Below are 24216 nucleotides of genomic sequence, written 5' to 3'. Positions count from 1 at the left end.
ATTGGATAGCCAAAACAGGCCAACGCATTTTAAAAATTATCGAGTTAGTTTTTCCTTATTTCAAACAGATACTCCAAAGCGTCAGTAAACTCCCGGCTCCAAAACCATTCTGAATGACGACCATCAGGTGCAATTTTCATTTTAACATAATCCTCATCCTTATATCCTGCTTTGTATAGGTGGTGTTCCAGCATTTTCATATCCTCAACTAAGGTTTCGCTTTCCTTTTCACCAGCCAAAAGATATATTTTCTGATCAGCCCTACGCTTGTACTTTGAAACATACTCAAATACTTTAGGCGAAAACCAGAGCGAAGGTGAAAACACTCCCACCCTTCCAAAAGCATCGGGATACTTGAGCCCTATGTAAAGCGAAATTAATCCACCCATTGAGCTACCAATAACAGCATTAAACTTGGGTTCAGGATTAGTCCTATAGTTTTTATCGATAAATGGCTTAAGCTCTTTGGCAACAAAGTATGCATACTTATCGCCATCGCCCCCCATACCAAGGGAGTCGTTACGCCATGGTGAGTATTCGTTTATACGCTCCTTACTATCATTATAAATGGCTACAACAATGGCAGCAAAGCCGCAACTGTAGTAAAGGCTATCCATTATTTCGTCAACCCTCCATTCCCCGGCAAATGAGGTAGCCTCGTCAAAAACATTTTGGCCATCGTGCATGTAAATTACAGGGAACTGCTGTCTTTTGCTGTAGTTTGGTGGTAAGTATAACCGCACCGCTCTTCGGCGATTCAGCTGTTTCATCTCAAGGGTTGAGGGTAAGAATCTAACATTAGCCGATGCTGTTGATTTTCGTTGAGCGGCCTCAAACATATCGCGCCATCCACTCACCTTAATTCTAACAGTATCGGTAGGTGGGAAATAAATCCTGTTTCGAATATCGTCCCCATTGGAGTCCACCTCAACAAGTTGCCAACTGCCACGTGAAAGTTTATACTCAAATGAATCCTTTACATGCGTTAATTTCAGTTCATAACGATTCGTAGTTCGTTTAAAGGCCCAATTAATATCATGCGGATTCCATCCATTTAGTTCCGATGCCATAAAAATTGTGTCATCGGGTCGAGTTTTTGCCGGAAAAGAATCAACAACAAACACAACCTGTGCACTTAACCGGAAACTCAATAAAATCAACGAAGTCAGTATAACAAAATTGGCTTTCATTATTAGAGTAATTTACATTAAAAACAAAGGTAACACTAAAAAAGTAGTTGTAAAAATGGCTAAACAGCTATATCTTTGCAGGAAATAAATGGCCCCGTAGTTCAGCTGAATAGAACGTCAGATTCCGGTTCTGAAAGTCGGGGGTTTGAATCCCTCCGGGGTCACTTGGTTAAGCCAGTCCACTCAAGACTGGCTTTCATTGTTCAAAAAAGTAACCATAATCAGCATTGCCGGAGGGATCATGGAGCGCAGCGGAACTAATCCCTCCGGGGTCACTTAAAAAAAAGCCAGCCAAAGAGGACTGGCTTTCTTTTTTGAAAAACAATACACTAACTTATAGGCCCGGAGGGATCATGGAGCGCAGCGGAACTAATCCCTCCGGGGTCACTTGGTTAAGCCAGTCCACTCAAGACTGGCTTTCATTGTTCAAAAAAGTAACCATAATCAGCATTGCCGGAGGGATCATGGAGCGCTGAGAAACTACCTTGAAGTGCATTACTTTTTGGGATTCATTCTAACTCACTTCACAATAATTTACTTATAATTGGCGTTAACCAAAAAATCGCCTCACAATGGAAAACTCAATTAGGAACAACCTCGACAATCCTGAAGTGCTTGAGCAACTTTACAGAAAGAACAGAAAAGGTTTTGAAAAAGCCTTTTTCAGCATTTACCCTGAAATATCAAGCATTCCATTAGCAAAATTTTGGTTTACTAGGCTAACCGCCGATAATAAAATACTGTTCAATGTAAACCTAAAAGAAATTGCATATGTTTTAATTTCCTGTTTGATAGTCAGTATTATCATGTTAATTCCTTGGTTGTTTGGGTTTAACCCACATGAAAATAATTTTTACGAACGGAACCTTGCGCTAACAGCTCTCCTTGGAGTCACCCTTTACACGGCCATACTAAAAAATATCAACCTAAAAAAAACTGCAGCAGTCGTTGGATTTTTTATTATTTCTGCAATTTATGTAAATGTTCTGCCAAAAACGGAAAGTAGCTCTACAACCCTGATATACCTCCATTTACCCATACTTCTTTGGTTTATTTTTGGAATAGTATTCTCAGAGTTCGAACTAAAAAATAATGAAAAACGAATTGAGTTTATAAAGTATAATGGCGACTTAGCTGTTTTGTTTGGCATTTTTGCAATAGCAGGAATGATCCTAACTGCTTTTACCATTGGGTTGTTTAGCGCAATTGGAATAAACGTTGAAAAAATTTATTTTGAACTAATTGTTATACCTGGAGTAGTTTCCGTTCCAATAATTTGCACATATCTGATTAATAAATTCGAATACCTATCAAATAAAATTGTCACTATAGTTGCCAATATTTTTAGCCCACTAATACTAATAACACTCATAATATACCTTATCAGCATAATAGCAAAAGGAAGCAATCCTTTTATTAATAGGGATTTTCTAATTATTTTCAATGCAATGCTTATTGGAGTTGTTGCATTGGTGATTTTTTCAATTTCGGAAAGAGTTAACAACTCAACAAATAATTATTACACAATCATTTTCACTGCTCTTTCAACAATAGCTTTGCTAATAAATGTTGTAGCGTTACTGGCTATTCTTTATAGGATTACGGAGTATGGCATAACACCTAACCGCCTAGCTGTAATAGGATCGAACCTTCTATTTTTCACCCATTTAATTTTAATCCTAACCAATTTATTGAGAGTGATACGAAAAAAACAACACTTAACCATTATTGAGCAAGTAACGGCCAAATTTTTACCCTACTATGGAATATGGTTGATTTTTGTGGTTTTTATTCTGCCCTTGATATTCAACTTTAAGTAATGTAATTTCAATAAATTTTGAACACAACACTATTTAACATGGCAAATAATTAAAAAAGCAATAATTTAGTGCGAACTTTTAAAAACAAAGCTATGAAAAGAGTAGTAATTAGTTCGTTATTATTATTTGCAACAACAGGACTGTTTGCTCAAATTTTTGTTGGTGGTAGCGTTGGATTTAACACCACTGGCGGAAAAATTGAAAATGGCAACACTTCCGTTGACAAGGTTACACTAACCAGTTTCTCACTAGCCCCCAAAGCAGGAATCTTCCTATCCGAAAAGCTTGCAGTTGGAGCCATACTAGGTTTTAACCTACAAAGTGAGAAAACCCCTGGCACCCCTGAAGAAATTGATAGAACTACAACATTTGGGTTAACGCCGTTTGCCCGTTACTACGCCTTTTCCCTAAACAAATTTTCGGTTTTTACTCAAGGGAATTTAGGTTTTTCGTATGGTGTTGAAAAGCACAAGGAGGGTTCAACAACCACAACTGGCCCTAAAACAACCACCATTGGGATATCGGCATTTCCAGGCATTTCATATAAATTGACTGATAAAGTTGAACTTGAAGCTGTAATTGGTGGACTTAACCTTAACTTTAATCGTGTTTCAGTTAAAGATAACAACACAACCAACATCACCAATACATTTGGAGTTGGCGCTAACCTCGATGCCATTGCAACCACAGGGTTTATTACAATAGGTGCAATTGTAAAGCTATAATACCTACCCAATAAGTTAAGAAAAGGGATGCTAATGCGTCCCTTTTTATTTTTCTACCTTTTTACTGATTTTCTTGTATTCCTTACAAACCAGTGTTAAACCACATTCTGTGCACTTGGGTTTCCGTGCAGTACACACATACCTACCGTGAAGTATAAGCCAGTGATGAGCTTTAGGAATAAGCTCAAGGGGGAAGTTTTCAATCAGCTGGCGTTCAACGGCAAGTGGGGTCTTGGCGTTGTTTACCAAACCAATCCTATTTGCTACACGGAACACATGAGTGTCAACAGCCATGGCTGGTTTATCGAACACTACCGATGCAATAACATTGGCTGTTTTACGACCAACACCCGGAAGACGTTGCAAAAGATTGATATCAGAAGGAACCTCGCCATTAAACTCAGTCACCAAAATCTTGGCCATTCCTAGCAGATTCTTTGCCTTACTGTTTGGGTATGAGCAGCTTTTTATTATTTTGTAAACATCTTCCACGCTGGCGTTTGCTAAACTCACAGCATCGGGAAAACTTTTAAAAAAATTTGGTGTAATTAGATTTACACGTTTATCGGTGCATTGCGCACTAAGTATAACTGCAACAAGCAATTCATACGGATTGGAGTAATGCAATTCGGTTTCAGCAATGGGACGGGTTTTCTCAAAATACTCGATTACAAAACGGTATAGTTCCTTTTTTGAATTCATCTTATTTCTCTTTAACCCCAAAGTTAGATTAAATTGAATAAACCTTTTTTATTTCCACTGGCTAATCTCCTCTTAAAATATTTCTAAATCAACATTTTTATCAACCCGTATGGATCTGTTAATTCATTGTAATTCGTCTTAACAGATCTCTTTCCGCTATTCCTCTAACTTCATCTAACTTCATGATATTCTGTCCATTCCGACTCCCTCAGATTCATTCCGACTCATTCCGACTCATTCCGACTCATTCATCTAATAATCCGACTACCTCCCCATTTTTATCAACCCGTATGGATTTGTTAATTCATGGCAATCCGGTTTAAGCAAATATTGCACAAATTACTAACTTTGCAACTCCAAATAAAGAATACTTTGGCATTAATTTACCTACAAGCCGAGAATGTAAACAAGTCGTTTGGTGATTTGGAGGTATTGAGCGATGTATCGCTTAGCCTATTCCAAAACCAGCGCACAGCCCTAGTAGCAAGAAATGGGACAGGTAAAAGTACATTGCTTAATATCCTTGCAGGACATGACACACCCGATTCCGGAAAAGTAACCCTACGTAACGATATTAGCGTTGGCTATCTACCACAGGAACCCCAACTCGATTTGTCAAAATCGGTTTTAGAAAATGTTTTTAATGCCGATGATGCCATTTCGGTTGCTATATGTAATTATGAAAAAGCTATTGAGTCAACCGATAAAATGGCATTGCAGCATGCCATTGACGAGATGGACAGGCTTAACATTTGGGATAGGGAACAAAAGGCCAAGCAAATACTCTCAGTTTTTCAGCTCACGGATATAAATCAACCCGTTCAGCTGCTTTCGGGTGGACAGCGTAAGCGAGTTGCGCTTGCTGCGGTGCTGATAAGCAACCCCGACCTGCTTATCCTCGATGAGCCAACCAACCACCTCGACCTTGAAATGGTGGAATGGTTAGAGGATTATCTAACACGGTCGCAAAAAACATTGCTGATGGTTACCCACGACAGGTATTTCCTTGACCGTGTTTGTACCGATATTATTGAGATAGATCAAAAGCAGATTTATACGTACAACGGAAACTATTCCTATTTTATTGAGAAACGCGATGAGCGAATTAGGGCAAAGCTGGCAGAAATTGACAGAGCAAGCAACTTACTCCGACGGGAAACTGAATGGATGCGTCGCATGCCGCAAGCACGAGGAACAAAAGCCAAGTATAGAATTGATGCATTCTACAAGCTCCGCGAAACCGCACAGCAAAAAATTCATTCCAACGATGTTGAAATAGGCGTTAGCGCCTCGCGCCTAGGAAAAAAAATAATGGAGGTCCATAATCTTTCAAAAAGCTTTGACAGTAAAGTAATTCTAAAAGACTTTAGCTACACCTTCAACCGCTTTGAACGACTTGGTATTATTGGTGCTAATGGCACCGGTAAAACTACCTTCCTTAACCTGATTACAGGAACACTCCCTCCCGATTCCGGAAAAATTGACCCCGGTACAACTCTAAAAATTGCATATTACCGCCAGGGCGGAATGAATATTCCCGAGGATGTTAAGGTTATTGACGTGGTTCGCGAAATAGCTGAGGTAATCACCCTTGCTAATGGTAAAACTATAACCGCATCGCAGTTTCTAAACAACTTTCTATTTACACCCGACAAGCAACACACTATTGTTCGTAAGCTAAGCGGAGGCGAAAAGCGCAGGCTATACCTGCTAACAGTGCTTATGCAAAATCCTAACTTTTTAATACTCGACGAGCCAACCAACGACCTCGATATTTTTACGCTCAATGTTTTAGAGGATTATCTTATTAACTTTCCTGGCGTAGTAGTTGTGGTTTCGCACGACCGGTATTTTATGGATAAACTAGTTGATGGCCTGTTGATTTTTGAGGGCAATGGGGAAATCAGCGGATTTCCGGGCAACTATACTGAATACCGTGAATGGGCAAAGGAGCAGGAAAAAAGTAATGCCGAACAACAAACCTCCTCTAAAGGGAAAACCGAAAGCAAACGCCCCCAACCCGAAAGGAAGAAGAGCAAGTTAACCTTTGCCCAAAAGAAAGAGCTGGAAAAACTTACCGATGAAATAGAAAAACTGGAAAAGGAAAAGAAAGAAATTGAAGGTTTGCTCAATGGTGGCATTCAAGATGCTAAGCTGCTTATGGACATCTCAAATAGGTTTAGTGAAATTTCCAAAATACTCGAGGATAAAGAAATGCGTTGGTTGGAATTGAATGAATTTGAGGAATGACCATGCAATCAATCATCAAATTTGATATGTAAAATCTTTCGGGTATTCTCATCAACCCTAAACCTATTATCAATTCGGTAACCAATAACCCATACAATTTCATTTTCCGAGGTCAGAACAAAAACCCTCTCCTTATCAGGAAGGGGTATTTTGATGTCAACAAGGAAATCGCTAATCTTTTTTAAGCTAGTCATACCGAAAGGCATAAACCGGTCACCATGTTGCCATGGTCTGATGGTAAGTGGAAACTTGAGTTTTTCCAGATCAAGATATGCGTATTTTGTATCTTTCCCAAACACAAAACCTTGAGAGTAATCAAGTTTACTAAAACTTAATTTTACAGGTTGGTCAATTTGCGTTAAGTCGACATCAATCTGACACTCAACGCTTTGTCTCTTTTGTTTTTGCTGTAGAATAAGGTGATTCCTATCGCGGAAGATTACATGTGTTTCGGACTCTACCCTTTTGCCAATTGACGATTCTAATAGTTCGCAAACCTCAGTAGTCATGGCAGGGGTAAAATTAAAGTCCGACAGAAAATCAACTAAAAAAATATTGACAGAGGCCTGGTTCTTCAGTTTTTCAATATCGATATAGAATACACCCCCATTTTCATTAACAATATCCTTATGCAATTGGGTCAAAAAGCTATCAACAATAAGTTGAGCCTCACGAAGATGCTGTGCGGTTTGATAAATTGAGAAATCGACAGAGGGGTTTAACTCACGCAAAAGCGGCAAAACTTTGTGCCTAATGTAGTTACGCTTGTACTTATCGGATGCGTTACTGGAATCCTCGCGATACGAAATATTATGTAAGGCAGCATACTCTTGAACCTGAACACGGGTAGCAAAAAGCAGTGGGCGAATGATATTCCCGTTTACGGGTTTGATTCCGGTAAGCCCTCTTAAACCAGTTCCCCGACTAAGGTTTAGCAGCACTGTTTCAACGGAATCGTTTAGATTGTGAGCTATGGCTATTCGGGTGTATTTATGTTCCTTACAAATCTCATCAAAGTATGCATAACGCAATTCCCGAGCAGCCACCTGAATGGATAAGCCATTCTCCTTGGCATATTCCAAGGTATCGAACTTAATGGTATGAACCGGTAAGCCATTCATCAGGCAATGGTAACGAACAAACTGTTCATCGGCATCCGATTCATCGCCCCGCAAGCTAAAGTTGCAGTGAGCAACACCAACACTATACCCGGCATGGACCAATAGGTGCAATAGCACCATCGAGTCGATACCACCACTAACCCCTACCAGGATTTTATCCTGGTCATTTGCCATTTGGTGCTCACGAACAAAATCGATCATTTTACTCTGCAGCATCTATTTGAGCATTTAGGGTTTCTAAAATGGCTTTTGCCTTAACTAAGCACTCCCTGTATTCAGCCTCGGGTTGCGACTTAAAGGTTATTGCCCCACCAACTGTGAATGACAAATAACCATTGCTTCTATTATAAAGCAAGCTACGAATTACCACGTTAAAATCAAAATTGCCGTTGGGCATAAAGTAACCAACTGCACCGGAGTATAGCCCGCGTTTGGAACGTTCAAAATTCTCAATTAGCTCCATTGCCCTAACTTTTGGGGCACCAGTCATTGAACCCATCGGAAATGTGGCTCTAAAAGGATCGGTTGGGCGCAGCCCATTGGCCAGCTCGCACGACACGGTTGAAATCATCTGGTGCACCTGTGGAAACGTATAAATCCCGCAAAGCTCATTTACTCTAACACTCCCGCGCTTGGCTATTCGCGATAAATCGTTTCTGACCAAGTCGACAATCATTACATTCTCAGCACGTTCCTTAGGATCGGTTTTAAGTCGAAATATCTCCTGCTGATCAGACTCGTCCGATTCCATTCGCGGTGCTGTACCCTTAATTGGCTGGCTGAATAGCCTATCACCATCGCGACGCAAATAGCGCTCCGGGCTGGCACACATCAGAAACCTATCTTTTACCCTAAGAAATGCGCCAAAAGGCGTTGGCGACCTGTCGTAAAGCCCATTGAAAACAACAAAAGGAATAATTCGTACATTGTTAGCAAAGAATTCCTGGCATAAATTCAACTCGTAAACATCACCCCGGGCAATGTGCTGCTTAACTGCGTTAACAGTATTCAAGTAATCGTTATAGGAATAATGGGAACGGAAAACAACCGACACACTGTGGTCCAATTCCTCCAAGTCACCTTCTAGCCTATCAATCAAATCACTTACTTCTTCTTGTGATACTTCGTGCTGAAGGTAATGAAACTCAGCAATTTCACCATTGACCAGTATCAGTATCCGGGGTACAAAGAAAAACATATCGGGGAAACCAACTCCATCGGGGTTATTGGACTGTAAATGTTCGAGTTGATTTTTAAGGTCATAAGTAAAATACCCAAAAACCCAATCATTATGAGCGCTTAGGAACTCATCGAGTTCATCAAAATGATTAGAATTTGGGCAGCAAGCCGAGCTAACACCTACAGCAGCAGCAAGTTGAAAACGGCTGGTAAAATTGGTTTCCGGAATAGTGAACCTATCGGATCCCCGAAGAAGGATACCCACATCGGTGTTTTCAACCTCACGCGCCAGATTTTTGGCAAACCTATCAAAATTGCTTACCCTATGGATGTATTTACTGCGCATAAGCGCAAAGGTAGCCAATTATGGGTTCATGAAGAGTGGGGATGGTTTAATTTTTCTTGAACTGGTTCACCATATCAACAACTGTATGTTCAAAAGGGGTATATACCAAACCCAACTCCTGCCTGCTTCTACTAGTACGGAACGCAATTCGATATCCAACATTACGGGCTACAAACCGAGGTGAAAGGCCAAAAAGAGGGCTAACAAAGTAAAGTAACCACTTAGGGGCCACCATTTTGGGGAGTTTAAACTGACCAGGGAATTTATTGTTGATAATTGCAACCAGTTCCATGAAATTTGCCACTCGTTCAGCAATGATAAATCGACCAGAAACAGAAGGGTTTTCAAGAGCTAGCACATGTGCTTTAGCAACATCGCGTACATCAACAAAACCGAAGTAAAGGTCAGGTGCGCCAAAACGATACTTACCGGAAAGCAAATCCTTCATGATTTGAAGGCTTTCCGAATTAGAATTTTCTGCGAGTGAAGGCCCAAGAACCAAAGCGGGGTTTATTACCACTAACTCCCATTTACTCTGTTCCGCATTAATTCGCCATGCCTCCCTCTCAGCCTGAACTTTTGAAAAGGAGTAAGGTTGATGCTTCAATGAACTTGTAATGTTGAAATTTTCTTCAGTAAACTCGGTTAATCCTTGTTCCTCCATGTCGATATTATCGCCATGAACAGCAGCCACGCTCGAGGTTAGCACTACCCTTTTCACTGTCGACGATTTGCTTGCAGCACCCAAAACATTCCTTGTACCCTTAACAGCAGGGTCAACCAAATCGCGTTGCGGGTCTTTAAACCGAAGAGTAAATGGTGAGGCCATATGTATTATGGCATCGGCACCCTCAGCTGCTTTATCAAAAGCTCCATCAATCAACAAATCAGCCTCAAAAAGTTCAAGTAAATTAATGGAATTTGGCAAATTCTGCAGATGCAGGTACTTGTCCTTTTTGTTAAACGACCTAACAGGTACCCTTACGCGATAACCCTTTTCAAGCAATTCCTTAACAACCCATGAACCAATATAACCGGTTCCACCGGTTACAAGTATAGTTTTTGTCATACATCAAAATTTTATGTTGTTTAAGAAACAAAACAGTATGTAAAAAGTTTTTAAGTATAGATATTACTGATATTGAAGAATGTATGGTTCTTTAATCCTAAATTGCTCAAAATTCCTTCGGCTCTCGGTTGAAATAAACCAGTATGCCACTTCGGCATCGGGTGGCAACTTAGGGTAGTAACCAATACGAAAAAGAAACGTAGGAAATATCAAACTTTCATTCTTCAACCTTAAACCCACTCCAAACCCACTATACAGGGTGTTTTGGTAGATTAACTCATCGGACTCACCAACCATACCAAAATCGGCAAAAACAAAAAAAGCAGGTCTAAATCCGTAGATGTAATGGGGTGAATATAACATGGACTCAAAGTTAAACATCAATCGTGTTTGGCCATAAAGGTCGGGACTCCTAAGTCCCCTTACACCATAGTTGTTTGTTAAAACAACATACTCCCGTTCACCACTAAAACGGGCAGCCCCTCGAGTAAAATCGTACCGAATAAAATGACGAATATCATTACGGCCAATGTGGTAAAGGTTAGAGAAGTACTGTGCTCTAAGGTTGATAACAGCCTGCTCTACCTTTGGCCCCTCAGCAAGATAGCCCCCTAGCCTTGACGATAGAAACAAATAACCCCATGGTGTAACCTCAGCAGCTGAAAGTTCCCCTCCAATCAAAAAACGACGCTGAAATGCACTTTGTTGAATACCGCTTGTAGCCTGAATTTTAAAACCAACAGGGATATCCTCAGTGTTCCCAAATCCAAAGTATAAGCTGGAGCGATAAATGTTTTGGTTGGATAACCCCAGCGAAACAACATAATTTTCAGCCGAATGAAATACTGGATTTAGGTAAATAGAAACCGGTGGTGATTGAAAGTAATCGCGCCTATAGTAACGTAATGCAAAAACCAGATTTAGAGGGGCACTGGTACCAGAGCGTCTACTAACCCTGACTGATCGGCCAATCCACCAGTCCTGCGACTGATAAGAAATTTGTACAACTGAATCGTCGGTGAAAACCCTGTAAGGTTCGTCGGACTTTAAAAGTTCAATACCTCCTGCATACTTAGTCTTGGATGCAAAGAAATCACGGTTAAACCTCATAAGGTAAGTCTCATAGGAATGACCTTTTCTTACAAAAAAGCTACTGGAAATATATGAACCAAAATAGTTTGGTACATCAAACTCCCCTTGATACGACCATTTATCGGTAAAAGTCTTATTATAATAAGCTATTGCTTTAGCTCGAACACCTAAACCCGCAAAGTTCCTTTCCGATAAAGCAAGTTTCATCTTTTCAGGGGATGAGTATTGCACCCCAGCGGATATTGTCCAAATATCCTTGGTTATCACATAAACATGCACATGGCTTGAATCGCTCAAGGGTTGAACTAAAATATTGGCATCCTCAAAGAAGTTACTTTGACGCAGCAACTGCTCAGTTTCAGCCAAATCCAATGGAACAACCTTATCGCCTTCCTTGAAAAGCAAGTTGTTTTGAATAATTTTTTTCCAGGTTTTTAAATGCAAGCTATTCCCAAATTTTTCAATATTCCTCTCTGGTTTAATAGTAGTATCGTAAACCGAGTATCCAAACGCATCAAAACGTATTATACTAATCTGTGAAATTATCTTGCCTTCATGCTTCAAGAATCGATTAACAGTTTCCTCATTGGTTAATGGTGCAACATTAACATTCTGACGGCCAAACCATTTATATACGGTTTGAGAAATTTTATCCTCTTTCTTTTTAATACTATCAGAACTAACCCGGTTGCTATCAGATTGTGCAAAAGATGAATAATTAATAAATCCAAAAAATGAAAAATAAACCATCATTACTAATGCAATGATGGTTTTACCACGGGTATATGAAAGCAACTTAAAATCAGTCATTCATCAAGAAATAAGCTTACTCCTTAGCAAATTTTTTGGCATTAATTTCAACTTTAAGGATAAAGAAGAAGTTTTGATCGTCGAGTTGAAGGAATTGGTAGTTTAATGGTTCACCTGTTTTACGAGCAATATCAATTAGCCCTAAGCCCGCTCCCCCCTTATCGGAAAGGTTTCCTTCGCGAATTTGCCGTTTATACATCTCCTTGAGTTCCTCGGGTGTTGCGCTATTAACGGTTATCAGTGCGTTTTCAAGATGATCTTTATGCTTTCGGGCCACCTTGTTGGAGGTAATAATATAGTATGTATCGTGTTTTTTGCCAATGATAAATAACCCTTTACCGATATTACGCTCCTGAATCTCATCGGAATGCTTATTCATATTCTGGAGAGTTTCAACCATAACGTGGTAAACCTTACGCTGCACCGAGCGTTCCTCACTATTTTTTTCCATATCCGATTCCGCCATCGATGTGAACATTTTTGTGATCTCATGGCTAAATTCCCCTAGGTAAACCAGGGAGAATCCATTATCAATCATTTCGTCGTAAATATTTGAGACGGATTTAATGAAATTAAATGATAGGTTCATACTCCAGAAATTTTATATTGCTTTCAAAAATAGAATAAAAAAGGTCGGAAAGCAAACCATCCGACCTTAATTTTTAGGTTTATAAACCCAGCAACTCTTTTCCCTGAATGCAGTTAATATCACGTGGGATATTAGCCTCAGCCACCCTGTTCAGATCGGCCTGTAGTTCATCGGTAATGAATCCTTTCTCTTCAAAAAGTTTCTTTACGGCAGCATAGTCGCCATTACCCTGAAGGGTTAAAATGTCCTTGGCCAATGAATTCATTGCCTCCGTCATCTTTTCATAGTTGACACGATAGGTTCCTGTTTCAGGAATTCGCTCAAAAGCACCACGTTCTTTCAGGTAGTTAAAGCAAACCATGTTAGCCTTTCCATGCGACGAAGCTGCACCAAACCTTACCGATCGGAAAATACCTGCAACAAAGGTTACATAGTTATCCATCATGTCCTTCTCGGGCAGTTCGCCCATTTGCGCAAGCTGCGATACCATGTAAAGGCCAAGAATATCGGCTTTCCCCTCTTCCAAAGCGGAATGCATTTCTTTTAATGCCTCACGAACCGTGCCTTTCCCATTAACAAGGTTTTTGATACCTAACCCATGGGCAACCTCATGGAACATAACGTTCTCAAAAAAAGCATCAAACTTGATGTTATCACGCTGCTCCTCGGCAATGAGCATATTTCCAATAGGCAGAAGAATTTTTTCAAACTTAGCTTTCATGGCATTCTTAAGCTGCAGCTTGCGGCTACCCTTTTCCAGGTGAACACGAGGATCGTTGGGTAAATTAATAGCAATGGTTTTGCTTCCAGAATTGCAATCGCCTGCATAGTAAGCAACCTCATAAACACCTAAATCAGAATCGATACCGGGCTTTTCTTTTTTGTATTCCGGTTCAACTGGTAAACTTTCCTGAAGTTTTGGGAGTAGCGCGGCAAAACGGTTAATCTTTTGAGTCCAGTCTAAATCCTTTATAAGTATGTATGCTTCATAAGCAGCCTTATAGTTGAACAGAGCATCCTCGTAATTCTCAATTGGACCAACCACAAAGTCGATATTATTGGTCTTCATATCCATCCATGCCAGGTCGCTGGCAAAGTAGTCATCGGTTTGCAAGGCATCGGCGCGAAGGGTGAGGTATTTTTTGAGTCCTTCATCTTCGGCAAGTTCGGCGGCTTTACGAAGCAAATCGGCGGCTTTGTCAATTTTTTCCTTGTAAGCAACATGGTATGGTACAGACTCAAGCTTGCCATCGGCATTACGAATAATAATTGTATATAGGCTTGTTTTATCGGTAGCCTGAAAGGCTTCAAACTCCTCGCGAGTCATATCCTTAGGATAAAAATTTGCGCCAAGGGGCTTTTCGCCATAACCCTCAACAAAAGGTTTGTTATCGTTAAGCCTTTCCCATGGGCCATAATTTATCATTACAAAGTCGCGAGTTGCTTCATCGCTTATCTTGCTAAGCAGTTCTTCCTTATCGCCATAGGTTTGTAGCCAAAATAGTTCATCCATGATTTCGGCAATCTCAAAAAGTAAAGGAAGCATTTGCTTCTCTTTATCGGAAAGGCTGATTATATCAACCCTAAGCTCAACCGGAGCAAATTCGTTAACCTTTTTCTGCATTTCGGTCTCCTGTGTTTTTTTTGTATTGCAACCAATTACTGTGAGCGTTGCAACAGCTGCAAGTAGTAATGTTTTCCCTTTCATAATAAAATTTATATTGATAGATTATTGTTCCTTTTCCTCCAAAACATCATCGGAGTTAAACCTGAAACCCAAACGTTTACCGGTTTGCAGCTTAGCATTCTCAATTTTAGTATTTAGCTGCACTACCGAAGCAATTTTAACCACATCGTATGGTGGAACCAGCAAGTCGAATTCCAATGCATACATAATGGCCGTTTCAATTATTGTTCTTAGCGATTTTTTATCGATAACCGCTGAACCGAAATTATTGTAAAGGAACCCCATTTGGCGTTTCCCTTCCACAAAGTAGTGATAATCACGGTTTACAAATATTCTTCCAATCAGGTAACCAAGGTCTTCGAGCCTATTATATTTAAAGGAATCGGCCAAAAAGTTATATATGTTGATAATTCCGCAATAGGAATTGAGAACATTATCGGAAACATAGGATAGTTTCCATATACTATGATCGCGGTCAAATTCAAATACGTTGGTGTGCATGCTAAAAATTAACAAATCGCCAGCCACCTTTAATTCGGCTTCATATTTTCCCCGGTCATTGTACTCCAGCTTAACCCTTTTATCGTACCCCCTAAGCTTATCGTTAAAATCTTCCTCAATTTCTTTGAGAACTTCCTTAATCAATCCAAAAACCTCAAGGGTATTATCATAAATTTTCTGTTTTACAACGGCTTTCTCGGTAAGTAGATTTTGAATTTTTTGCTGTGTGTTTTGGTTTTCCATAAATATTCAGTTTAAGAATTTCAAATATACATTAAATATTAAAAGTAAACAAAGCAAAAAAGGCTGCGTTTTGCAGCCCATTTTATTAAACATCTCATAGGTTACTAGTATGCTTGAGCAAAAATAGCCCTACGTTTCGATGGTTTTCCTGTTAAAATGCATTTCCCTTCCTCCTCTGGCATATCTAGCGGAATACAGCGAATAGTTGCTTTTGTTTCCTCTTTAATCTGAGCCTCGGTTTCGGGAGTTCCATCCCAATGAGCCAGAACAAAGCCTCCCTTTTCTGCTACTATCTTTTTGAATTCTTCGTAGGAATCTACCTTAACGGTATTGTTTTCACGGAAAGCCAAGGCCCGGTTGTAGAGGTTTTGCTGTATATCTTCAAGTAATGCAACTATAGTATCGGCAAGCTGCTCCTGAGGCACATATTGTTTTTGAAGGGTATCGCGACGAGCCACCTCGGCTGTTCCCTTTTCGATATCCTTTGGACCAATTGCAACCCTTACTGGAACACCTCGCATTTCATGCTCTGCAAACTTAAAGCCGGGCTTGTAATTATCCCTGTCGTCGTAGTAAGTGGTAATTCCCTTGGAATGCATTTGAGATCTTAGCTTGTGAACAACCTCACTAATGGCTGATAGTTCCTCATCGCTTTTATAGATTGGCACAAAAACTACCTGTGTTGGAGCAAGTTTTGGAGGCAACACCAAACCATTATCGTCAGAATGGGTCATAACCAGTGCACCCATAAGGCGGGTAGAAACACCCCACGATGTAGCCCAAACATACTCCTGTTGCCCCTCCTTGTTCAGGAACTTTACATCGAAAGCCTTGGCAAAGTTTTGGCCAAGGAAATGCGAAGTTCCAGCCTGCAAAGCCTTGCCATCCTGCATAAGCGCTTCAATGGCATAAGTATCAACGGCCCCGGCAAAACGCTCCGACTCCGATTTCTTCCCAACCACAACCGGCATTGCCATCCACTCGCGGGCGAATGTGGCATACACATTAATCATTCGTTCGGCTTCCTCTACGGCTTCCTGCATGGTGGCATGGGCGGTATGACCCTCCTGCCACAAAAATTCAGCAGTACGAAGAAACAGGCGTGTACGCATCTCCCAGCGCACTACGTTAGCCCACTGGTTAATTAGTATAGGCAAATCGCGATACGACTGTATCCATGTTTTGTATGTGTTCCAAATTATGGTTTCGGAAGTGGGTCGAACAACCAGTTCCTCCTCAAGCTTAGCTTCATCGTCAACCACTACGCCTTTGCCGTTAGGGTCGTTTTTCAAGCGGTAATGTGTAACCACAGCACACTCCTTCGCAAAACCCTCAACGTGAGCTGCCTCGCGGCTGAAAAACGATTTTGGGATGAATAGAGGAAAATATGCATTCTGATGGCCTGTTTCCTTAAACATTCTATCGAGTTGGTCACGCATTTTTTCCCAAATGGCATAACCGTATGGTTTGATAACCATACATCCCCGTACTGCAGAATAATCGGCCAGTCCTGCTTTAACCACAATGTCGTTGTACCACTGCGAATAATTTTCGCTTCTGCTTGTAATTTCCTTTGCCATATCAAATAATTGGAATGATTTTTGCTATAATCAATATGAAAACACTGGCAAAAGTAATTAATAAAAATGAATTATAACCCTAACAACTAATTAAATGGAGGTGCATATGAAAACCAATTTATTCAACTCAGCGCTCACCCTCGCAGTTTTCATGCTGGCATCCTGTTCTGCAGGGCTGCAGGTTAGCAATACATCATCGTGGGATGATGAAATATATGGAACAACTAATTCAAAATCTACTAAAGTACAAGTTACAAACGTTAGCCCAGTTGCACCTTCAGCTAAATCGGAACAGTATAATAAACTGGACGGCAAATTTGCTGAAGCTTTAAAAGCATTGGAAGATAGCAGCAAAAACGATACCGTTATTTACAAGGCAGAAGATACAAACCCATACCGCAGAATACTTTCCGATAGCTATGAGGAATCGTACGAGCGTAGGTTAAGGGGCTTTGAGGACCCCCGCTATGGTATGGAAGACTGGAGCGTTTACTATTCCGACGACTGGCGTTACGCCCAGGCTTACGACCCTTCATACTACAGAGTTGTAGTAATGGGAAGTAATGTATGGGTTGAGCCCTGGTACATTTACAATTCGTTTGGTTGGCCAAGGTCGCGTTTCTACTTTGGATTCGGGTTTGGATGGGGCTATAACCCATGGAACTCATATTACTTAGGGTATTACTGGGATCCATGGTACTATAACCCTTGGTACTACAATCCATGGTACTACTCCCCATACGTTGCAAGCAACGCATACTGGTCAGGATGGTACGATGCAACCTATTACTGGGACAAGTACACGCCCAATAGCAACAGGTACTACTATGGCCGCAGAGGAAATTCGACCAACAATACCGATCAATATGTAGGTGGAAGAAGCACATCGGTCATTCCAGGTGATGGACAAATAGTTACATCCCGTAGGACAAGAACAGATGTTCCTGCTGAAACAAACCCAGTTGTTACAACACGTGAGACTCAAACACGAGTAACACCAACCTATGAAACCCGCAGGGGCGAAGGTCGAACTACCTCAACAGGAAATCAAACTGTTGTACGAAGAGATGGAACATCAACTCGAGTATCTGACGGCACGGGCGATTTTTCGTCATCAAGAACAACGCGGCCTACCCGTGAGATTGGCATATCGGAACCTACCCGCAGGGGCACAACTCCAACCTACGAGCGCCCACGAACTGGTAATTCTGGCGAGTACAACAGTACCCGTAGAGTTGAGAACCCATCAACACAGCCAACTATTACTCGTAGCCCATCAACTACAACACCTACCCGAACTACCACTCCAACCTACAACCGCCCAAACAGGGTTAGCACCCCATCGTCATCACAACCTTCAACCCGTAGCTATGATTATGAACGCCCCCGTAGTTCAAGTAGTGGTTCATCTAGCAGCAATTCCTCGGTATCCCGTTCATCATCTAGCAGTTCATCAAGTTCATCAAGTAGCAGTTCAAGCGGAACTTCAACTACTAGAAGGAGATAGTTAAATATGCACCTCAAGGGAGAGGATCACCTCTCCCCCTTTTTTGTTTAAAAGATTAATTACATAAAAAAACAAACATGAAAACATACAGGTCTTTAACAATTGGCTTTTTAGCAATCCTATCAACTCTGGGTTACAAACTAAACGCCCAAAACCTTGCCGATGGCCTTAGGTTTAGTCAAACCGTAAATAATGGAACAGCTCGTTTTGTATCGATGGGCGGTGCTTTTGGAGCACTGGGAGCCGATTTTTCGTCAATTGCGCTTAACCCCGCTGGTGTAGGTGTATACAAATCAGGCGAATTCACCATTACACCATCGTTCAAAACACAAAAAGTATCATCAACCTTTTTAGGTGTATCGGCATCGGATAACAAGAATAGGATTAACCTTGATAATTTAGGCTTCGTAATGTCGTTCAAGCCTTATAAATCCGAAGATAAGGGCATCCTGGCATACAACTTATCATTTGGCTACAACAGAACCAACGATTACCACTCTAACGCAATTACCCTTGGCGATTACAATAAGTATTCCATCATGGACTATTTCTCAGCCATTACTAATGGTAAATACACCCCATCGCAGTTAGAACCATCAACAAACTACAATCCCTTTAATACCTTAGGAGGTGGTGCATGGGAATCGATAATGGCTTGGAACACCTGGTTGCTTTACCAATATGACTCTGGAACAGGCACCTATGAACCTGCCATTTACCTACAAGATTCAGTTAAATATAAAAATATTTCAACTACTGAAGGTGGTTCGGGAGAGTTCACAACCGCTTTTGGTGTAAATATTTCAAATAAGTTGTATTTGGGTGCATCGTTAGGAATAACTGATTTTAATTACACATTTAACTCAACCTATTCTGAAGATGCAAAAGCAAGCAATCCGTCCAGGCCAAACGGAGATAGGTTTTACTACATGGATTACAAACATTATGTAGAAACGAAAGGCTCAGGCTTCAACCTGAAAATTGGAGGTATTTATACTCCGATACCTGAACTTCGCATTGGGCTATCGCTCCACACCCCTACATTTTATAGTTTCGACGATGCATTCTCGTCATCGATAATTACAAACTTCGACACAACTGGCACAGAGGTTAACTTCCAAAGCAACAGCCCGCTGGGTAGGTATGATTATCATTTTGAAACACCTATGAAGATTACCGGAAGTGTTGCTATTATAATTATGCAAAAGGGATTGGTTAGCATTGATGTTGAGCATCTCGATTACTCTACCATGCGTTTCCGCCGGGGTGGCGATGGCGACACTTTCTGGGATTTAAATAGCCAAATGGGAAACACCTTTAAGAGTGTTACAAACCTAAGGTTTGGTGGAGAGTATAAAATTGGGGATATCGCTCTAAGAGGAGGTTATGCCTACTACCCATCGCCCTACAAATCGGGTTTCCTCAACGACAAATCCAAAATTCAGCAGATTTCAGGTGGTATTGGCTACAGAGCTGGCAACGTATCAATTGATTTTGCCTACCTAAGAACATTACAGGATGTTAAATACGTTTTCTATGATTTGAATATTCCTAGCGTTACCAACAAGGTGCGTGATAGTAGAGTTCTGCTTACTTTTGGTTTTAGATTTTAGTTGGTATACCTTCAAAACAGCAAAGGGCGCTAAAAGGCGCCCTTTGCTGTTTATTAATTACAATGATTTAAGCCATTATTTTACTTTCAACAATTGATAGAATTTCAGCCTCCATTTGTTGGGTTTTCTTAACTATCTCGGCACCCCTACTAATGAACTCATTGGCTTTATCCTTATCCTTTAGGCCTGAAGCATTGATTTTTACATTTAGATAAGCTCCCATTACCGCTGAGCGTGCAGCCAAAGCACCAACACCGGCATCGGAAACGGAGTTAGGATTACCATGTTCAGCCATTGCCTTTATAACCTCCATTGACTCAAAGCAAAGGTTCATGACACGGAATGGCACCTCGATGGCGTATAGGGTAGCGTCCTGTATGGCCTTTGTTCGGGCTGCCTTTTCCTCGTCGGTTCCCTTGGGTAAGCCAAATGCGTCCATAATGCGGTTGAACGCAGCAGTATCCTCATCAACCATTTTAATAAGCTGCTCCATGAAAAACTTGCCCTTTTCGGCCCAGTTGGAGAATTCTTCCCAGCGATCGTCCCAACCGGGTTTGTGCGATGATAGGTTTGCTACCATGGTAGCAAGTGCAGCGCCAAAAGCGCCCATGGCTGCCGATATGGAACCTCCGCCAGGAGCAGGCGATTCGGATGCAGTTTCCTGAGTGAAACCCTCAAGCGTTCTGTCAACCAATTTTTTACCGGTTTTTTCCTCAAGGATATACTCTATGATTTTCTTATCGGGGTCAAATGGGTAAAGCTCATCCAAACCCATCGATTTTACAGCAATCTTTATTATCTCCCTATCAGGGATACCAAGCGAACGCTGCTGCTTACGCAGGAAATATTTACCTGCCTCAAGCATGGCGCTAAGGGGAACAACCCCAACAATCTCAGAGCCGGTAACCCTTAAGCCTCTTTCTGCTGCCTTTTTGGATGCCTCCTCAAAAGCCACATGAATAGGGGTAACGGTTATATCTGTTAAATTGATTGACACCTGGGCAATTCCATACTCATCAATAAACCATCCAATTGCTTTGCAAGCCTTTAGGGATCCGGGCACCCATATCTCATTGCCGTTCTCATCGGTGGCAATTTTACCCGTAACGGGGTTGCCCACACGCATTGGGCGCCCTTTTTCACGGATATCAAATGCTACCGCATTAGCCCTTCGGGTTGATGTGGTGTTAAGGTTAACATTGTATGCCACAAGGAAATTGCGTGCTCCCACAGCAATAGCTCCAGTTTTAGGAATAAACTGTGATGGGCCAAAATCCGGCTTCCAAGCAGGATCCTGAAGTTTCTTGGGTAATCCCTCGTACTCGCCTGCCCTACAATTTGCAAGGTTACGGCGCTTTTCCTCAAATGCAGCATACTCATAACAATAAACAGGAATTCCTAATTCCTCACCAATACGCTTAGCCAATTTGCGGGCATACTCAACCACCTCGTCCATGGTGATGTTGGCCACCGGAACAAGCGGGCAGACATCAGTTGCGCCAAAGCGTGGGTGAGCACCATGGTGCTTGCTCATATCGATGAGCTCCATTGCCTTGCGGGTTGCCCGAAATGCAGCCTCAACAACCTCATCGGGGGTTCCCACAAACGTAACTACAGTTCGGTTAGTGGCTTTGCCCGGATCAACATCAATTAACTTAACGCCTTCAACGGCTTCAATCTCATCAGTTATCTGCTTAATAATTGTCATATCGCGCCCTTCGGAAAAATTGGGCACACACTCAATTAACTTTTTCAGTGACATAATGATTATGGTGTTTGTTAAAGTTCAAAGGTTAAAGGTTAAAGGTTAAAGGATAAAGTTTAATATCCCTTAATTGTTTGTTTAGTTATTCCCAAAAACTCGTTTTAGTATGTCAGTTACCCGGGCGGCTGGATCCTTACGGATTTTTAACTCTTCCTGCTCAATTAGGACAAAAAGACCATCGATAGCCTTTTGGGTCACATAATCGTCGAGATTTGGGTTTACTGCTTTACCTCCAGTTAAAAGGGTTAGCCTATTATAGGTTGTTGCTAAAGGCTCCCAGTAGGAGGTGAGCTTTACCTTTTGAATAGCCTCATGAACCTGAGGCTTAAAGGCGGCAAACAGTTGTTCAGATGTGTTTTTCCTAAAGTATTCGGTAGCCGCATTATTAGGGCCCCTCAGTATTTCCATGGCATCAGTAAACGACATTTTAGAAATGGCGTCAGTAAAAATAGGCAAAGCCTTTTTGGCAGCCTCCTCGGCAGCGCGATTAAGCGTAAGTGTAAACTCATCGACCTGCTTGGAGAAACCGGCATCGACCAGTGTTTTGCGAACCTTTTCGGCTTCCGGGGGAAAGGGGATAAAAATATTGGGGTTTTTGTAAAACCCATCAACCTGCGATGCTAAACCCGTTGAGTTTTTTGCGCCAATGGCTAATGCCTCTTTAAGCCCTTGAACCACCTCGGCATTGGTAAGTGGCTTACTCCCTGAACCTTGCGGGATAGGAAAATTTGTAGGAATTGATATTTCAGCACATGCCGATATCAATATAACTATTGGAAGTAATAAGCTTTTTTTCATACTCCAACTATTTATCGTTGATAATACTGCCATTCAGGATAACCGTTTCAATCAAATCGGATGTATAGGCGTAGGGCATATACTCGTAGCTGGGTATGGGCTTGGTAATAAATACGTTTGCCACCTTACCCTTGCAAATGCTTCCGTGTGTATCGGAAATGCCCATGGCGTATGCACCGTTAATTGTTGTTGCATTTATAACCTCCTCGGGCAACATGCGGAGTTTGATACATCCCAGCGACATGATAAACTTCATATCGCCCGATGGAGAAGAACCAGGGTTAAAATCGGATGCTAAAGCAATGGGAAGACCCGCGTTGATCATTTTCCGTACGGGAGGGTCAACCATACCCAGGAAGAATGCAGCACCGGGCAGAAGTGTAGGCATAGTTTCAGAGCCAAGTAGTGCATTAATCTCATCATCACCAGTGAACTCTAAATGATCGACCGAAAGCGCATTATACTTTACGCCAACCTGAATACCCCCTGAAAAATCGAGTTCGTTTGCATGGAGTTTGGGCCTAAGGCCATACTTGATTCCTGCCATCAGGATACGCTCAGTATCCTCAACGGTAAAGAAACCTTTATCGCAAAAAACATCAATATAATCGGCTAAGCCCTCAGAGGCAACCACAGGTATCATCTCATTGATAATCAAATCAACATACTCGCTTTGTCGGCCTTTATACTCAGCAGGTACAGCGTGAGCGCCAAGAAAGGTTGATTTTATGGTTATAGGCGTAGTTTCCTTTAACCGTTTAATAACCCGAAGCATTTTCAACTCACTCTCGGTGGATAAGCCGTAACCGCTCTTGATCTCCACGGCTCCGGTTCCCTTCCGAATTATCTCGTAAATGCGAGCAAGCGATTGGTTGTAAAGCTCATCTTCAGATGTTTCGGCTAAACGTTTGGCTGAGTTTAGTATACCTCCACCACGTTTAGCTATCTCTTCGTAGGACAGACCCTTTATCTTGTCGATATACTCTATCTCGCGGCTACCAGCATAAACCAAATGGGTGTGCGAATCGCAGAACGAAGGGAAAACCATACGGCCAAACGCATTGTAAATTAGCACATCGCCCGAAAGCGATGAAAGATCGGGAGCTTTGGACATTGGCCCAAAATCGGCAATTAGCCCCTTGTCTATCAGTAAATATGCATTATCAATAGTTTTCAGCTTGGCCATATCGTTACCGGCTTTCCAAACTGCCGGTTTATCTTCCACCTGAACCAACTTTTTGATATTTAGAATAAGTATTTGCATGGGCGAATGCATTTTTATGGCCTCGAAGATAGGCAATTAAGATGAATTCTGAAATGTTTTTAAGCAGGTTGTTGGGTGGGCAGCAAGGATAAGGGGGAGCGTTAAAAGAGGATAGTTAACCAGTGTTAAGTGGGAATGAGTCGGAATACTCGGAATACTCGGAATGAGTCGGAATAGACACTCTTTTACTTACAACCGTCAACCATCAACCCAACTAGTTTCACAGAGTTACAGGGAGTTCAACACAGTGTTACACAGTGAAAATCCATCAAATCTACGTAATCGGTGTGGTTTGACCCCCTATAAAACTAGACTAAAAGTACAAACTAAAATTGTACTTTTATGCTGATGGTAAAACAAATTCA

At 41.4% G+C, this 24216-nt stretch carries 18 protein-coding genes and 1 tRNA gene; 6 read left to right on the top strand and 13 right to left on the bottom strand.

Annotation, left to right across the window (positions count from 1 at the left end; all coding sequences use genetic code 11):
• Positions 1-44 precede the first annotated feature (44 nt).
• Positions 45-1190 (bottom strand): alpha/beta hydrolase, encoded by a 1146-nt coding sequence (locus tag WHS63_RS10430; protein ID WP_445205053.1) that lies wholly within the window; start codon positions 1188-1190, stop codon positions 45-47.
• A gap of 90 nt (positions 1191-1280) precedes the next feature.
• Between WHS63_RS10430 and WHS63_RS10425 the strand changes: the two genes are divergently transcribed.
• The 3 genes from WHS63_RS10425 to WHS63_RS10415 all read left to right on the top strand — a co-directional run bounded on the left by WHS63_RS10425 (position 1281) and on the right by WHS63_RS10415 (position 3735).
• A tRNA-Arg gene (locus WHS63_RS10425) sits at positions 1281-1354 on the top strand.
• Between the two features lie 408 nt (positions 1355-1762).
• A complete protein-coding gene (locus WHS63_RS10420) occupies positions 1763-3010 on the top strand; it encodes a hypothetical protein (protein WP_445205052.1) in 1248 nt (415 codons plus the stop codon).
• 92 nt (positions 3011-3102) lie between these two features.
• Positions 3103-3735 (top strand): hypothetical protein, encoded by a 633-nt coding sequence (locus WHS63_RS10415; RefSeq protein WP_445205051.1) that lies wholly within the window; start codon positions 3103-3105, stop codon positions 3733-3735.
• Between the two features lie 45 nt (positions 3736-3780).
• Here the strand turns inward: WHS63_RS10415 and nth are convergent, their stop codons facing one another.
• Positions 3781-4437 (bottom strand): endonuclease III, encoded by a 657-nt coding sequence (gene nth, locus WHS63_RS10410; RefSeq protein ID WP_445205050.1) that lies wholly within the window; start codon positions 4435-4437, stop codon positions 3781-3783.
• A 372-nt stretch (positions 4438-4809) separates the two neighbouring features.
• On the opposite strand from nth, the gene WHS63_RS10405 reads away from it, so the two are divergent.
• Positions 4810-6687 (top strand): ABC-F family ATP-binding cassette domain-containing protein, encoded by a 1878-nt coding sequence (locus WHS63_RS10405; RefSeq protein ID WP_445205049.1) that lies wholly within the window; start codon positions 4810-4812, stop codon positions 6685-6687.
• An 8-nt stretch (positions 6688-6695) separates the two neighbouring features.
• Here the strand turns inward: WHS63_RS10405 and tilS are convergent, their stop codons facing one another.
• From tilS to proS, 8 genes are all read right to left on the bottom strand, one after another.
• Positions 6696-8024, bottom strand: a complete 1329-nt coding sequence (gene tilS / locus WHS63_RS10400; RefSeq protein WP_445205048.1) for a tRNA lysidine(34) synthetase TilS — start codon at positions 8022-8024, stop codon at positions 6696-6698.
• Positions 8011-9333: an anthranilate synthase component I family protein gene (locus WHS63_RS10395; RefSeq protein WP_445205047.1), complete on the bottom strand. Its 1323-nt coding sequence runs from the start codon at positions 9331-9333 to the stop codon at positions 8011-8013. Before WHS63_RS10395 ends, tilS begins: the two co-directional genes overlap by 14 nt.
• A gap of 46 nt (positions 9334-9379) precedes the next feature.
• Positions 9380-10402, bottom strand: a complete 1023-nt coding sequence (locus tag WHS63_RS10390; RefSeq protein WP_445205046.1) for an SDR family oxidoreductase — start codon at positions 10400-10402, stop codon at positions 9380-9382.
• A 63-nt stretch (positions 10403-10465) separates the two neighbouring features.
• Entirely contained in the window at positions 10466-12304 is a 1839-nt protein-coding gene (locus WHS63_RS10385) for a hypothetical protein (RefSeq protein WP_445205045.1), read from the bottom strand.
• Between the two features lie 16 nt (positions 12305-12320).
• Positions 12321-12893 (bottom strand): SiaB family protein kinase, encoded by a 573-nt coding sequence (locus WHS63_RS10380; protein ID WP_369488251.1) that lies wholly within the window; start codon positions 12891-12893, stop codon positions 12321-12323.
• A gap of 79 nt (positions 12894-12972) precedes the next feature.
• A complete protein-coding gene (locus WHS63_RS10375; protein WP_445205044.1) occupies positions 12973-14601 on the bottom strand; it encodes a dipeptidyl-peptidase 3 family protein in 1629 nt (542 codons plus the stop codon).
• Between the two features lie 21 nt (positions 14602-14622).
• Positions 14623-15324 carry a hypothetical protein gene (locus WHS63_RS10370; RefSeq protein WP_445205043.1) on the bottom strand — a complete coding sequence of 234 codons (702 nt, stop codon included), beginning with the start codon at positions 15322-15324 and terminating at the stop codon, positions 14623-14625.
• Between the two features lie 104 nt (positions 15325-15428).
• Complete coding sequence (gene proS / locus WHS63_RS10365; protein ID WP_445205042.1) at positions 15429-16904, bottom strand: proline--tRNA ligase; 1476 nt, start codon at positions 16902-16904, stop codon at positions 15429-15431.
• Between the two features lie 106 nt (positions 16905-17010).
• Here proS and WHS63_RS10360 point away from each other — a divergent pair, with 106 nt between their 5' ends.
• Complete coding sequence (locus WHS63_RS10360) at positions 17011-18411, top strand: hypothetical protein (RefSeq protein ID WP_445205041.1); 1401 nt, start codon at positions 17011-17013, stop codon at positions 18409-18411.
• A gap of 77 nt (positions 18412-18488) precedes the next feature.
• The gene (locus tag WHS63_RS10355) at positions 18489-20024 is read left to right on the top strand and encodes an OmpP1/FadL family transporter (RefSeq protein WP_445205040.1); all 1536 of its coding nucleotides are present in this window, start codon (positions 18489-18491) and stop codon (positions 20022-20024) included.
• Between the two features lie 67 nt (positions 20025-20091).
• Here the strand turns inward: WHS63_RS10355 and ftcD are convergent, their stop codons facing one another.
• The 3 genes from ftcD to hutI form a co-directional block, all read right to left on the bottom strand.
• Positions 20092-21789, bottom strand: a complete 1698-nt coding sequence (gene ftcD, locus WHS63_RS10350; RefSeq protein WP_445205063.1) for a glutamate formimidoyltransferase — start codon at positions 21787-21789, stop codon at positions 20092-20094.
• Between the two features lie 78 nt (positions 21790-21867).
• Entirely contained in the window at positions 21868-22587 is a 720-nt protein-coding gene (locus tag WHS63_RS10345; protein WP_445205039.1) for a DUF4197 domain-containing protein, read from the bottom strand.
• 7 nt (positions 22588-22594) lie between these two features.
• Complete coding sequence (gene hutI / locus WHS63_RS10340; RefSeq protein WP_445205038.1) at positions 22595-23851, bottom strand: imidazolonepropionase; 1257 nt, start codon at positions 23849-23851, stop codon at positions 22595-22597.
• Positions 23852-24216 lie beyond the last annotated feature (365 nt).

Source organism: Tenuifilum sp. (assembly GCF_037481895.1).
GTDB classification, from domain to species: Bacteria; Bacteroidota; Bacteroidia; order Bacteroidales; family Tenuifilaceae; genus Tenuifilum; species Tenuifilum osseticum.
The sequence above is the reverse complement of the archived record's forward strand: the minus strand, read 5'-3'. Positions and strand labels throughout refer to the sequence as shown.

What these genes read in the sequence shown, in the direction of transcription:
- WHS63_RS10430 (WP_445205053.1), bottom strand. Translation starts at nt 1,190, where the DNA reads ATGAAAGCCAATTTTGTTATACTGACTTCGTTGATTTTATTGAGTTTC.
- WHS63_RS10420 (WP_445205052.1), top strand. Translation starts at nt 1,763, where the DNA reads ATGGAAAACTCAATTAGGAACAACCTCGACAATCCTGAAGTGCTTGAG.
- WHS63_RS10415 (WP_445205051.1), top strand. Translation starts at nt 3,103, where the DNA reads ATGAAAAGAGTAGTAATTAGTTCGTTATTATTATTTGCAACAACAGGA.
- nth (WP_445205050.1), bottom strand. Translation starts at nt 4,437, where the DNA reads ATGAATTCAAAAAAGGAACTATACCGTTTTGTAATCGAGTATTTTGAG.
- tilS (WP_445205048.1), bottom strand. Translation starts at nt 8,024, where the DNA reads ATGCTGCAGAGTAAAATGATCGATTTTGTTCGTGAGCACCAAATGGCA.
- WHS63_RS10395 (WP_445205047.1), bottom strand. Translation starts at nt 9,333, where the DNA reads ATGCGCAGTAAATACATCCATAGGGTAAGCAATTTTGATAGGTTTGCC.
- WHS63_RS10390 (WP_445205046.1), bottom strand. Translation starts at nt 10,402, where the DNA reads ATGACAAAAACTATACTTGTAACCGGTGGAACCGGTTATATTGGTTCA.
- WHS63_RS10385 (WP_445205045.1), bottom strand. Translation starts at nt 12,304, where the DNA reads ATGACTGATTTTAAGTTGCTTTCATATACCCGTGGTAAAACCATCATT.
- WHS63_RS10380 (WP_369488251.1), bottom strand. Translation starts at nt 12,893, where the DNA reads ATGAACCTATCATTTAATTTCATTAAATCCGTCTCAAATATTTACGAC.
- WHS63_RS10375 (WP_445205044.1), bottom strand. Translation starts at nt 14,601, where the DNA reads ATGAAAGGGAAAACATTACTACTTGCAGCTGTTGCAACGCTCACAGTA.
- WHS63_RS10370 (WP_445205043.1), bottom strand. Translation starts at nt 15,324, where the DNA reads ATGGAAAACCAAAACACACAGCAAAAAATTCAAAATCTACTTACCGAG.
- proS (WP_445205042.1), bottom strand. Translation starts at nt 16,904, where the DNA reads ATGGCAAAGGAAATTACAAGCAGAAGCGAAAATTATTCGCAGTGGTAC.
- WHS63_RS10360 (WP_445205041.1), top strand. Translation starts at nt 17,011, where the DNA reads ATGAAAACCAATTTATTCAACTCAGCGCTCACCCTCGCAGTTTTCATG.
- WHS63_RS10355 (WP_445205040.1), top strand. Translation starts at nt 18,489, where the DNA reads ATGAAAACATACAGGTCTTTAACAATTGGCTTTTTAGCAATCCTATCA.
- WHS63_RS10345 (WP_445205039.1), bottom strand. Translation starts at nt 22,587, where the DNA reads ATGAAAAAAAGCTTATTACTTCCAATAGTTATATTGATATCGGCATGT.
- hutI (WP_445205038.1), bottom strand. Translation starts at nt 23,851, where the DNA reads ATGCAAATACTTATTCTAAATATCAAAAAGTTGGTTCAGGTGGAAGAT.